11 protein-coding genes are annotated in these 12318 nt (G+C 73.6%); 6 read left to right on the top strand and 5 right to left on the bottom strand.

The features are described from left to right. Positions 1–160: 160 nt before the first annotated feature. Positions 161–1225, bottom strand: coding sequence for an NAD-dependent epimerase/dehydratase family protein (locus tag AW27_RS02835; RefSeq protein ID WP_037916786.1), 1065 nt, complete (start codon positions 1223–1225; stop codon positions 161–163). A gap of 554 nt (positions 1226–1779) precedes the next feature. Here AW27_RS02835 and AW27_RS02830 point away from each other — a divergent pair. From AW27_RS02830 to AW27_RS02815, 4 genes are all read left to right on the top strand, one after another. After that, positions 1780–3675, top strand: coding sequence for an NAD-binding protein (locus AW27_RS02830; protein ID WP_037916789.1), 1896 nt, complete (start codon positions 1780–1782; stop codon positions 3673–3675). 159 nt (positions 3676–3834) lie between these two features. Further along, entirely contained in the window at positions 3835–4152 is a 318-nt protein-coding gene (locus tag AW27_RS02825) for a hypothetical protein (protein WP_052030097.1), read from the top strand. Positions 4153–4523: 371 nt separating this feature from the next. Beyond that, positions 4524–5813 (top strand): molybdopterin-dependent oxidoreductase, encoded by a 1290-nt coding sequence (locus AW27_RS02820; protein WP_078555893.1) that lies wholly within the window; start codon positions 4524–4526, stop codon positions 5811–5813. Continuing rightward, the gene (locus tag AW27_RS02815; RefSeq protein ID WP_037916791.1) at positions 5810–6343 is read left to right on the top strand and encodes a hypothetical protein; all 534 of its coding nucleotides are present in this window, start codon (positions 5810–5812) and stop codon (positions 6341–6343) included. The genes AW27_RS02820 and AW27_RS02815 overlap by 4 nt, the downstream gene beginning before the upstream one ends. On the opposite strand, the gene AW27_RS02810 is transcribed toward AW27_RS02815, so the two are convergent. Together AW27_RS02810 and AW27_RS02805 are read right to left on the bottom strand one after the other, a co-directional pair. Next, positions 6313–6969, bottom strand: coding sequence for a class I SAM-dependent methyltransferase (locus tag AW27_RS02810; RefSeq protein WP_052030098.1), 657 nt, complete (start codon positions 6967–6969; stop codon positions 6313–6315). The two genes, AW27_RS02815 and AW27_RS02810, sit on opposite strands and share 31 nt — an antisense overlap. Before the next feature lie 186 nt (positions 6970–7155). Beyond that, positions 7156–8646, bottom strand: coding sequence for a SulP family inorganic anion transporter (locus AW27_RS02805; RefSeq protein WP_037916793.1), 1491 nt, complete (start codon positions 8644–8646; stop codon positions 7156–7158). A gap of 465 nt (positions 8647–9111) precedes the next feature. On the opposite strand from AW27_RS02805, the gene AW27_RS02800 reads away from it, so the two are divergent. Next, positions 9112–9921, top strand: a complete 810-nt coding sequence (locus AW27_RS02800; RefSeq protein WP_037916795.1) for an alpha/beta fold hydrolase — start codon at positions 9112–9114, stop codon at positions 9919–9921. Positions 9922–9941: 20 nt separating this feature from the next. Here the strand turns inward: AW27_RS02800 and AW27_RS02795 are convergent, their stop codons facing one another. Continuing rightward, positions 9942–10595: a DUF1326 domain-containing protein gene (locus AW27_RS02795; protein ID WP_037916797.1), complete on the bottom strand. Its 654-nt coding sequence runs from the start codon at positions 10593–10595 to the stop codon at positions 9942–9944. A gap of 205 nt (positions 10596–10800) precedes the next feature. Here AW27_RS02795 and AW27_RS02790 point away from each other — a divergent pair, with 205 nt between their 5' ends. Next, a complete protein-coding gene (locus tag AW27_RS02790) occupies positions 10801–11625 on the top strand; it encodes a DUF2182 domain-containing protein (protein ID WP_037916799.1) in 825 nt (274 codons plus the stop codon). Positions 11626–11656: 31 nt separating this feature from the next. On the opposite strand, the gene AW27_RS02785 is transcribed toward AW27_RS02790, so the two are convergent. Beyond that, on the bottom strand, positions 11657–12259 hold the full coding sequence (locus tag AW27_RS02785; RefSeq protein ID WP_037916803.1) for a TetR/AcrR family transcriptional regulator: 603 nt from the start codon (positions 12257–12259) through the stop codon (positions 11657–11659). Positions 12260–12318 lie beyond the last annotated feature (59 nt).

Here is a 12318-nt window from a genome sequence, read left to right as displayed (position 1 = left end):
CCCTGCGGAGCCCGCCCCCGAGCACGCCCGAGCCCGCCGGGGATCACGGGACCGCCCGCGTACCGGCGACGCGCGGCCGAACGTCCTCGACGCCGGCGGCCGGACGCCCACGGTGCCCGGCGGGCGCGGAACCGGCCGGCCGCGCCGGCCGGTTCCGGCATCAGCCGGGCAGGCCGGCCGATGCGCGCTGACCCGCCCGTGCGAACTCGGCCATGCCGTCGGTGAAGTCGACCACCGGGCGCCAGCCGAGCTCCTCGCGCAGCCGTGCGGAGTCGGCGGTGATGTGCCGGACGTCGCCGAGTCGGAACTCGCCCGTGACCACCGGGGCCGGTCCGCCGTGCGCCGAGGCCAGCGCGGCGGCCATCTCGCCGACCGTGTGCGGATCCCCGCTGCCGGTGTTGTACGCCGTCAGGGCACCCGCCGGCCGGGTGCCGGCGGCCTCCAGCGCCACCGCGTTCGCCGCGGCCACGTCCCGGACGTGGACGAAATCTCGGCGCTGGGCGCCGTCCTCGAAGACCCGCGGGGCCTCGCCGCGGGCGAGAGAGGAGCGGAAGAAGGACGCGACGCCGGCGTACGGGGTGTCGCGGGGCATGCCCGGCCCGTACACGTTGTGGTAGCGCAACGACACCGCACGGCCCTCCACGCAGCGGGCCCAGGACGCCGCCAGGTGCTCCTGCGCCAGTTTCGTCGACGCGTACACGTTGCGCGGATCGGTCGCCGCGTCCTCGCCGACCAGACCCGGCGTCAGCTCGGCCCCGCAGTCGGGACAGCGGGGCTCGAACCGGCCGGCCGCCAGGTCCTCGGTCCGGCGTGCTCCGGGGCGCACCGTTCCGTGCCTTTCGCACGTGTACCGACCCTCGCCGTAGACCACCATCGACCCGGCGAGGACGAGTTCCCGGACCCCCGCCCCCGCCATCTCGGCCAGCAGGACCGCCGTGCCGAGGTCGTTGCAGCCGACGTACGCGGGGGCATCGGCGAAGTCCTTCCCGAGGCCGACCATCGCCGCCTGGTGGCACACCGCGTCCACTCCGCGCAGCGCTACCCGGACGGCGTCCGCGTCCCGTACGTCGGCATGGACGAACTCGGCCTCGGGCAGGGGCGGGGTACCGGGGTGGGCGGCGGGCAGCAGGGCGTCGAGGACGACGGGCTCGTGCCCACGGTCGGTGAGGGCGGTGACGATGTGGGAGCCGATGAACCCGGCCCCTCCGGTGACGAGTACGCGCATGCTCCGGACGCTACGCAGTGCGGGGCCGCCGGGGCACCTCCCACGCGCGGACGTAAGAGTTCCGTCATACCGGTGCCGGGGATCCGCCCGCGGTGCGGGGCCGGTCGGGGGACGCGGTCGCGCAGCCGCTGATGGCCCCGGCTCGCCGCCGGGGCCACGCCGCCGGGGCACGGTTCGGGGCCGTTCCCCGCCGGTGGGCCGGACACCGCGGACTGGTTCGGCTCCGGCCCGGGCCCCACGGTAGCCGTACCCGGGGCCGCCGCGGCGCCGCACTCTCGTGTGGGTGAACGCCGCTCTGCCCCGGCAGAGCTCGCACGGGGCGTTCCGCTGTCCCCGACTGCCGCCCAAGTAGGGCAGCCCCATGGGCAGGGGGCTGCCCGCCCGACCGAAGGCGGTCCGGCGCGGGCAGCCGGGGGATCCGTTCCCGGGGCCGGCATGGCCCTGCGGCGACCGGCGCATGATCCGGACCCGCGGCGACGACTGCCCTCCTGACGAGGCATTCTTGGGCGGTGTCGAATCTCTCTCGGTCCCCCCTTCCCACGCCCGGCGGCTGGATGGTCGTCTGCGGCGACGACGGTCTGGCCAGGCGGCTCGCCGGCGAACTCCGCGACGTCTACCGCGAGCGGGTGACGCTCGTGGTGCCCGAGGCCCGCGCACCGCAGCCGGCGGTGGGGCGGCGGTCCGGGCGGGCCCTCGGACTGCTCGGGCGGGTACCCGTGGCCCGGAGCTCCCGTCTGCCGGGGACCGAGCAGACGGAACCGTACCTGCGTGTCGTGCAAGGGGCCGAACCGGACGAGGAGTTGCTGGCCGAGGCCGGAGTGCGGCGGGCCGCCGCCCTGGCGCTGGTGTACGAGGACGACGAGACCAACGTACGGGCGGCGCTGGTGGCCCGACGCCTCAACCCCCGGCTCCGGCTGGTGATCAGGCTCTACAACCGCAAGTTGGGACAGCACCTGGAGGAGCTGTTCGACCAGGCGGCGATCATCGCCGAGCCCGGACTGGACCCGCAGGAACTGGACGTGTCGACCACGGTCCTGTCCGACGCCGACACCGCCGCACCGGCCCTGGCCGCCTCTGCCGTCGCCGGCACCAGCAAGATCGTGCAGGCTGACGGCCTGCTGCTGAGGGCGGTCGAACGCACGCCGCCGGGCCCGGGCCAGGTCGCGGACCCGGGCCTGTGCACCCTCGCCCTGCTGTCGGCGACCACGGGCGACCCGGCCGGCACGGAGGGCTCGGAACACAGCGGTGACCGCGGACCGCAACTGCTGCCCGACGACCGGGCGGTCGCCGGCGCGACCGGCCGCGGGATCGTGGCCCTGGAAGCGGTGTCCCCCATCGGCCCCGCCATGGCGGCAGGCCGTCTGGCGGGGGCGTCCCTGCCCGTCGCCTCGTTGTTCTCCCGACGGCTGCGCTGGTCCCTGGCAGGGATACTCGCGGCCGTGGCCGCACTGGCGGTGGCGTCCTGGATCACCACCGGGGACCACCTCTTGCACGGGGCCTACATCACCCTCCTCGACATCTTCGCGATCAACGACCCGGCGGTGGACGAGCCGCCCGAGCGCAAGACGCTGCAGATCCTCGCAGGATTCGTGGGCCTGCTCCTGCTGCCGGTCCTCGTGGCGGCGGCGCTTGAGGGCCTGGGGGCCTTCCGGACCGCGACCGCGCTGCGCCGGCCGGCCCGCAGGACCTCCGGCCATGTCGTGTTGCTGGGGCTCGGCAAGATCGGGACACGGGTGCTGGCCCGACTGCGGGAGCTGGAGATCCCCGTGGTGTGCGTGGAATCCGATCCGGAGGCCCGCGGTATCGAACTCGCCCGCCGGCTGCGCGTACCGGTCGTCCTCGGCGACGTCACCGAAGAGGGGGTGCTCGACGCGGCACGGGTCGGCAGGGCGCACTCCCTGCTCGCCCTGACCAGTGCGGACATCACCAACCTGGAGGCCGCCCTGTACGCGCGGGCGGTCCGGCCCGATCTGCGTGTCGTGATGCGCCTGTACGAGGACGACTTCGCCACCGCCGTCTACCGCACCCTGCGCGCCACCCACCCCGCCGCTCTCACCCGCAGCCGCAGCGTGACCCACCTGGCGGCACCCGCCTTCGCCGGCGCGATGATGGGCCGGCAGGTCCTGGGGGCGATCCCGGTCGAGCGCCGCGTGCTGCTGTTCGCCGCGCTCGTGGTGGCCGGCCATCCACAGCTGGAGGGGCGGACCATCGCGGAGTCCTTCCGGCCCGGTGCCTGGCGTGTGATCGCGCTGGACACCACTGCCCCCGAGGACCGGCGTCCCGACCTGGCCGCGGCACCCGAGGACAGCCGGCTCACCCAGGCGGGCCTGGTCTGGGACCTGCACCCCGGGTACGTCCTCAAGGCGCAGGACCGGGTGGTCCTGGCGGCCACCCGCCGGGGACTGGCCGAGCTGCTCGGCCGCGGCGCCGTCTCCGCCTCCGGGACCTGAGCCGGCTCCTCCGGCCGGCGTGCGGCAGCAGCGTCCGGGAGGCCGTGACCGGCGGCCGTGACCGACGGGCAGTGACAGGGCGCCGAGACTGCCGGACTCCGGCATGGGGCCGGCAGGTGGTCCGGACCTAGTGTGGGCAGCCGCACCAGAGAGGTACCCATGAACGCACATCCGGCCGTCCCCGCCGCCCTTCTGGCGGCGGCGACGCTCCTCCTGCTTCCGCTCCCCGTCGCACTCCTGCGCGGGTGGACTCCGGCGAGGTTCCACAGTCGAGTCGTGGCCAGGCCCTACGCCTACGCCATGCTCGGCCTCTACGCCCAGGCATGCCTCAACACCGTGCCGCGCATGCTGGACGCCCCCGCCGGTCTGACCACGGCGTGCACGGCCATCGGGGTGGCGTTCGGCGTCGTGGCCGCGGTGTTCTTCCTGCAGGCCGCGGCGCGCGGCCGTCGCCCGGATCCGGAGGGGAGGCGGTGACCGTACGCGGACGCTCCCGCTGACACCGCGGGGCCGGCGCCACCGCGGCCGGCGCACCGCACCGTCCCGCCGGGCGGGAGCCGGGGACCGCACCCGTGGCGACTCGCTCCCGGGTCTGGCGTGTCACGAGGGCGCTCAGGGCCCCGGTGCGGCATCTTCTCCTCGGCGGGCGATGTCCCGAACCCCTCGATTGCGGGAGTCTGCGGAGGTGTCCCTTGGGCGCGAGCGGTAGCGGGCGGCACGGTCCCGAGGAGGCGCCGCGGTCCTCGCCGGAATCAAGGGGGCCAGGGCATCCGGGACCGCGGGAGAACGGCGAGGCGGACACGTCGGCACGCCCGGCGGGCGGGGAGCCGGACGAGTCCAGGCCCAGCTTGCCGGAGCGGTTCCGATCGGCTCTGGAGGCCGCGCGGACGGCCGGTCCGCCGCCCGGACCCTCGCGTCCGGCCTTCTGGCGCAGCCCGCTGCGCGGCCCGTGGCTGACCTCGGTGCTCGGGCTGGTCCTCCTTGCCGGGATCACCGTCCTGTTCGTGACGGGGCTGGTCTCCTACGCGGCGTACAACCCGGACCTGGCGGTCCGCAACGACCAGACCCCGGACAAGGGGTGGCTCGGCTTCTACCTGTTCTCCTGGCCGACCTCCCCGTACTGGCTCTACCGGGTCACGCAGGGGGTGCACGTCACGCTCGGCGTGGTCCTGGTACCGGTGCTCCTGGCGAAGCTGTGGTCGGTGATCCCCAAGCTGTTCGAGTGGCCCCCGGTGCGGTCGGTCGCCCACGGCATCGAGCGGCTGTCCCTGCTCCTGCTGGTCGGAGGCGCCGGTTTCGAGTTCGTCACCGGCATCCTCAACGTCCAGTTGCACTACATCTTCCCGGGCTCCTTCTACGTGCTGCACTTCTACGGGGCCTGGGTGTTCATCGGGGCCTTCGTGGTCCACGTCGTCTTCCGCCTGCCGAGGGCCCTGCGCGCGGTGCGGCGCCGGGGGCGGGAGCCGGCGGCCGGTGCGCCCGAGGCGGCCGGACTGGTCTCGCCCCGCCCGGCGGCGCCGACGATCTCCCGCCGGGGCGCCCTGGGCATGGTCGGGCTCGGATCACTGGCGCTGCTGGTGGTCACGGCCGGCCAGAGCGTGGGCGGCTGGTTCCGGCAGACGGCGCTCCTCGCCCCGCACGGACAGGAGCCCGGCTCCGGGCCCAACGGCTTTCAGATCAACAAGACCGCGGCCTCCGTGGGCATCCGGCCCAGCGACATCGGCCCCGCCTGGCGGCTGACCGTCCGCGGTGCGGGCCGACAGGTGGACCTGACCTACGGCCAGCTGCTGGCCCTGCCCCAGAGCCGATCGTCCCTGCCGATCGCCTGCGTGGAGGGCTGGTCGACATCCGACCAGGACTGGGCCGGGGTCCGCCTCACCGACCTGGCGGCTCTTGTCGGGCTCGGCACGGACACCCCGAAGGTCCTGGTGGAGTCGGTGCAGCGCGGCGGGTCGTTCAGCTCCGTGGTCCTGCGCGACAACCAGGCCAGGGACGCGCGCTCGCTCCTCGCCGTGCGCGTCAACGGTGCCGTCCTCTCCGCCGACCACGGCTACCCGGCCCGCGTGATCGTCCCCGGTGCACCCGGTGTGCACAACACGAAGTGGGTCACCCGCCTCACCTTCGGGGAGCAGGCATGACATTCCGCCTCCCGCCCGCGGGCACGTTCGCCTTCCGCCGCCGCTACGGCGCCTCCCCGCTCCACCTCCTCCTCGTCCTCGCCTCCTTCGCTCTCGCCCTCTACGCGGGCGTGCGACTCCTCAGGGGAGACAGCATCGGCGTGGCCCTGTGGTTCGTCGGAGCGGCGCTGGTGCACGACCTGGTGCTGCTGCCGCTGTACTCGGTGACGGACCGGGCGGTGCAGGCCTGGTGCGGGCCTTCGGGCGCCGGGCATGGCGCGGTGCGGGTGAGCGTCAACTACGTGCGGGTCCCCGCTTTCGTCGCCGGTGTCCTGCTGCTCGTCTGGTGGCCCCTCGTCCTGCGCCGGGTGGACCACTTCACGGCGGCCACGGCCCTTCCCGCCGACGTCTTCCTGACGCGCTGGCTGCTGATCACGGCCGCTCTCTTCGCTGCCTCGGCGGCCGTCCTCCTCGTACGGATGTGGCACGGCACCAGGGCCGGCAGGCGCGCCGCGCGGGCTCAGGCCCGGGCGCGCAGGGCCACGAAGTGACGGCCCCCGGCGGAGGACCACCGCTCGGTCGCCGTCCACCCCGCCGCGGTGGCGTGACGGTCCAGCGCCGAGGCGCCGACGGCCGCCCAGGGGAAGACGGCGCCCGCGGGGTGGCGGCCTGCGTGGACGCGGACCCGGCGACGCTCGTCCACGTCCGCCGCGGCGGTCTCCACCAGGAGCAGCCCCTGTCCGTGCACCAGACCCCTGATCCTGCGCAGCAGCCTGCGGGGATCACCACCGATGCCGATGTTCCCGTCGATCAGCAGAGCCGTTCCCCATCCGCCCTCGTCGGGCAGCGGGTCGAACACCGACCTGCGCAGCGCGGCGCCTCCTCGGCCCACCGTGGAGCTGACCGCCGACGAGCACACGTCGATGCCGAGCACGGTGTGCCCGCGGCGTGTCAGCGCCTCCACGAGCCGGCCGGCCCCGCAGCCGATGTCCAGCACCCGGCCCCGGCACCGCCGCAGCACGGCACGATCGCCGACGTCCGCCCGTGCACACCACCGCTCGACGTCCAGCGGCAGACACCAGCCCTCGGCGTCCCGCAGCGAAAGATCACCCTGCTGCGTGCGGATCGCCGCCGCGTAGGGGCCGCTGTTCCATCCTTCGGGGTCGTGGACGATCACGTCCCATCTCTAGCCGCGGGGCCGGCCCGCACTGCGCCGCGCGGGGCGGATCCACCCGATCGGACCGGGCCCGGCCCGGACCCCGCCCACCGGCCCGGACGGGGGCGGCGCGGACGGGAGCGGCGCGGACGGCACGGAGCCCCGGCCGCAGGGGCCGGGGCTCCGGTCGTCCGTCCGCGCGCCGTGTCAGTGGCTGCCGGCGAGTTCCCCGGTGAGCTTGCCGTGGAGGTCGGAGCTCGGGTCGTTCAGGCCGGTGATCTCGACGGTCTTGCCGCGCTGGGCGTACTTGGTCTCGATCGCGTCCAGGGCGGCGACGGAGGAGGCGTCCCAGATGTGCGCCCCACTCAGGTCGATGACGATGCGGTCGGGGTCGGAGGCGTAGCCGAAGCGACCGACGAGATCGTTGGAGGAGGCGAAGAACAGCTCACCGGTGACGCGGTAGACAACGCTCTTCCCGTCGGGGTCGGGCAGCGCGGTGACCTCGGCGAGGTGTGCGACACGCTTGGCGAAGATGATCATGGCGGTCACCGAGCCGACGACGACGCCGACGGCGAGGTTGTGGGTGGCCACCACGCACGCGACGGTGATCACCATGACCGAGATCTCACCCGCGGGCATCCGCCGGAGCGTCTTCGGCGCGACCGAGTGCCAGTCGAACGTCGCCAGCGACACCATGATCATGACCGCGACCAGGGCGGCCATGGGGATGTCGGAGACGACCGGGCCGAAGACGATGCACAGCACCATCAGGAACGCGCCCGCGAGGAAGGTCGACAGGCGGGTACGGGCGCCGGAGACCTTCACGTTGATCATCGTCTGGCCGATCATGGCGCAGCCCCCCATGCCGCCGAAGAAGCCGGTGACGACGTTCGCGATGCCCTGGCCGATCGACTCGCGGGTCTTGTCGGAGTGGGTGTCGGTGATGTCGTCGACCAGCTTCGCCGTCATCAGCGACTCCATCAGGCCGACCAGGGCCATGGCGAAGGCGTACGGGGCGATCGTCGACAGCGTGTCCAGGGTGAACGGCACGTCCGGCAGGCCCGGCACCGGGAGGGACGAGGGCAGCTCGCCCTTGTCGCCCACCGTGGGCACCGAGATGGCGGCCGCGACGGTGATCACGGTCAGGACGACGATGGAGACCAGCGGGGCCGGGACCACGGTGGTGACCCTCGGGAAGAACACCATGAGCGCCAGGCCGGCGGCGATCAGCGGATAGACGGCCCAGGGCACGTCCAGCATCTCGGGGACCTGGGCCATGAAGATCAGGATGGCCAGCGAGTTGACGAAGCCGACCATGACGGAACGGGGGATGAACCGCATCAGCCGTGCCACTCCCAGCGCGCCGAGCACGATCTGGAAGACGCCGGCCAGGATGACGGCCGCGATGAGGTAACCCAGACCGTGCTCGCGGTTCAGCGGGGCGATGACGAGTGCGACGGCGCCCGTGGCGGCGGAGATCATCGCCCGCCGACCGCCGACGATCGAGATGACGACGGCCATCGTGAACGAGGCGAACAGGCCGAGTGCCGGATCGACGCCGGCGATGATCGAGAAGGAGATCGCCTCGGGGATCAGGGCCAGCGCGACGACCAGCCCGCCGAGCACCTCGGTGCGCCAGACCTTCGGGTCGGAGATCCAGTCGGGCTTCAGGCCGCGCAGACGGGCGGCCGGGGACACAGCAGTGGCGGCAGAAGACAAAGGAGACGGGACCTGTCGTGTTCGGGGGCAGCCTGCCCGGCGGGACGGGGCGGGCAGGAGGGCGCCGGGCGGCGGGGCAACCGCCGGGCGGCTCCGACGGGCCCGGAGCGGGCATGCCGGGGAAGGATGTCTGCCCCTGCGGGCGAGGAGTACGGGGGTGCTACCGGGTGCGGAGCGTCACGGCGGGCAGGCGGCGTCGAACGTCATGCGCTCGCCCACGCTTCCCTCCTGCACGGATCGGAACTCGCCGGGGGCGCCATAGGCCCCGGCACGGTAGCCGGCGGGACGACCGCCGGGCCGTCCGCACCACCGGACACCATACCGTGACGGCGGAGCGGGGATCGGTGCCGCCCGGGTCCGCCGGGGGCGGCCGGAGCGCGCTCCGCCCGTGGCCGCGGCCGGTGTTCGGCGCCGCGGAGGAGGGACGGGCCTATCCTGAAGCACATGGCGACGGTGCGGGTCGACGGGGTGGAGGTCGCGTACGACCGGGCCGGCGAGGGACCGCCCCTGGTGTTCCTCCACGGCGCGGGAGAGGACGCCCGTGTCTGGCGGCCGCAGGTCGAAGCGCTGGCGGACGCGTTCACGGTCGTGGCCTGGGACGAACCGGGAGCGGGCCGCTCCGGCGACGTTCCGGAGTCCTTCGGGCTCGCCGACTACGCCCGCTGTCTGGCGGCGGTGGTCGAGGCCCTGCGGCTGGGTCCGGCGCACGTCGCCGGTCTCTCCTGGGGCGGCACGGTCGCCCTGGAGTTCTACCGCCGCCGTCCGGACCTCGTGAGGACGCTGATCCTCGCCGACACCTACGCGGGCTGGGCGGGCTCCCTTCCGGCGGACGAGGTCCGGGCCCGGGTCGCCGGCGTGCGCCGGATGCTGGCCGCGCCGCGCGACGCGTTCGATCCGACCCTGCCCGGCCTGTTCGCCGGCGAGCCGCCCGCCGCCTACCTGCCCCTGCTGGACGAGCTGGCGGCCGCCGTGCGGCCGCGGACCTTCCGGACACAGCTGGCCCTCATGGCCGAGGCGGACCTGCGGGACGTGCTGGCCACCGTCTCGGTGCCCACCCTCCTGCTCTGGGGAGAGCGGGACGCACGGTCGCCGCTGTCCGTCGCACGGCAGTTCCGGCAGGCGATCCCGGCGGCCGAGCTCGTCGTGATTCCGGGCGCCGGGCACGTCAGCAACCTGGAACGGCCCGAGGAGTTCGGCCTGGCCGTCCGGGCCTTCTGCAGCGCTCACCCCGAGCCGGTGGCCGGTGGCCGGTGACGACCGGGCACCGGACGGGTTCAGTCGGGCCCGGTCCAGTCGAAGGTGATGTGCTTGCTCGACCGGCCTTCGCGGTCCCACCGGAAGCCGAACGCGTCCGCGCGGTTGACCGTGGTGCGGCCCCACGTCGCCACCTGGCCGGGGCCGGTCTCGGAACCGGGCAGGTTGGTCGACTGCACTCGCGCGCCCTCGGGTGTCGTCGGGCCGGTGAGGGCGACGGCGCTCGCCTCGACCTTTCCGGGTACGGAGACCCGCCAGCCGCCGAGGTCGTCGTCGGCCTCGAAGGCGATGGGGGCGACGTCCATACCCCTCATCTCGCCCGCGAACATGGTGAGCATCTGCTGCGGCCAGCTGCCCGCCTGCCCACCGAAGATCATCTGAAGGGCTTCGCGCTGCTGCTCGTCGGCCCGCTCGTCAAGGAAGACCGCCCCGTACGCGTCGGAGTGCTCGGCCCAGACGTTGCCGACGAAGGAGGCCACCATGAGGACGTTGAGCCCGTCCAGTCGGACGTCCCCGTAGTGACCCTCGCGGACGTGCCAGGCGAGCACCCCGTCGCACTCCCCGTAGGTGGGGGGCTGGGCGAACGAGCACGGGCACGGAATGTCGCACCTGCAGGTGTCGAACCAGTCGCCGGACACGTGCCAGGCGGGAATCGTCTGTGTCGTCTCGGTCATGCCGCCACCTCCTCGCGCCCGGACCCGGGTGATGCGGGTACCGGCCACGGCCACCGGTCGACCGGGTGGGAGGGGGAGGTTCCAGCCCTGTGCCTACCCGGCATGCCGGGCTCTGGATCCCATCCTTCTCGCCCGGACCGTTGATCGCATTCCGTGGCACCGCCGTCGGCGTGCGCGCCGCGTGTTCGTGTGCTGCGCTGTAGCCATGGCGCGTGACGCGGCCCGTAGCCTGCCTCCGTTGCGGCCCGGCAACCTTCTCCCGGCACGCACGATGGCCGTCGCCTGGTCGGTGATGGCCCTGATCGCCCTGCTCTGCTGGCTCGTCATCGTGGCCCAGTCCGGTGACATGGGGGTCTCGGCGGGGACGATGGGCATGGCTCTCCCGCTCTTCCTGCTGCTGTGGGCGGTCATGATGGCCGCGATGATGTTTCCTTCCGTGGCACCGGTCGCCGTGACCTGGGCCCGGTCCATCGGGCGCCAGGCGTCGGGGTGGGGGCGGGCGGCCCGGGTCGCGCAGTTCGCCTGTGGCTACCTGGTCGCGTGGACGCTCTTCGGACTGATCGCCTACGGCGTTCTCGCGCTGACCGGGGACGCCGTGGACGCACATCCGGCGGTCGGCCGCTGGATCGGTGCCGCCGCTTTCCTGATCGCCGGGCTGCAGCAGCTCGGTCCGCTCAAGGACGTCTGCCTGCGTCACTGCCGCAGTCCGCTGGCCCAGTTGGTGCGCTACGCGGCCTTCCGCCCCGTCGCCCGGGACCTGAGGGTGGGGATCCACCACGGTCTGTACTGCGTGGGTTGCTGCTGGGGCCTGATGCTCGTCCTCGTGCCGCTCGGCGCCATGAACATCGCGGCGATGGCGGCGGTCTCGGTGGTCATCTTCGTGGAGAAGCTCTGGAGCCGAGGGCCGGTCCTGGCCAACGTGGTCGGTGTGCTGTTCGTGGTCCTGGCCGTCGTGACGGCCCTCGGCCTCTTCCGGGACGCCCTGGTGCCGGGCCTGAGCCCCTCCGGTGAGCAGATGGACATGGGCTGACGGGGCCGCCCCTGGTGCGGGCCGGGGCTCCCTACGACCTCGCGGCGGTGACCAGCAGCAGCGTGTGCGGCCAGAGGGGGTCGAGGACCGCGGGATCGTTCTTGAGCTTGGCGAACATCACCAGGCCCTCCAGGTGGGCGATCACCGCGCGCGCCACCGACGCGTCGGCCCGCTCGCGCGGGATGTCGCCCGCGTCCGCGGCCTCACCGAGCAGGGCGCAGATCAGCGCGGTCTGCTCGTCGAAGATCCCCTCCAGCCTGGCGCGGACGTCCGGCTCCTGGGTGCTCAGTTCGAGGGCGAGGTTCCCCAGCAGGCAGCCGTCGACCGTGCCGCAGCTCTCCCTCCGGTGCCGCTGGGCCTGCGCCATGCCCTCCAACAGCCGGCGGAGCCGGACCAGGGCGGGATCCGGGCTGTTCAGCTCGGCGGTCCAGACGCGGCGCTGGTCCTCCCAGTAGGCGTTGACCGCCTGCAGGGTGAGGTCCTGTTTCGAGGCGAAGAAGTGGTAGAAGCTGCCCTTCTTGACCTCGGCCGCCGCGCAGATCTCTGCCACGCCCAGGCTGCTGTACCCCCGGTGCTGCATGAGTTCGCCGGTGGCGTCGAGGAGCCGCTCGCGCGCGGTGCTGGTCCGTCCCATGGCCGGAGTATACGGTCGGTCAACTCCTCGGCGACGCCACCGGTGGTGTTTTAGTTGAC

It is taken from the genome of Streptomyces sp. PCS3-D2, assembly GCF_000612545.2.
Lineage (GTDB): Bacteria > Actinomycetota > Actinomycetes > Streptomycetales > Streptomycetaceae > Streptomyces.
Note: the sequence above shows the minus strand (reverse complement) of the source record. Positions and strands in the feature narration are given on the sequence as shown.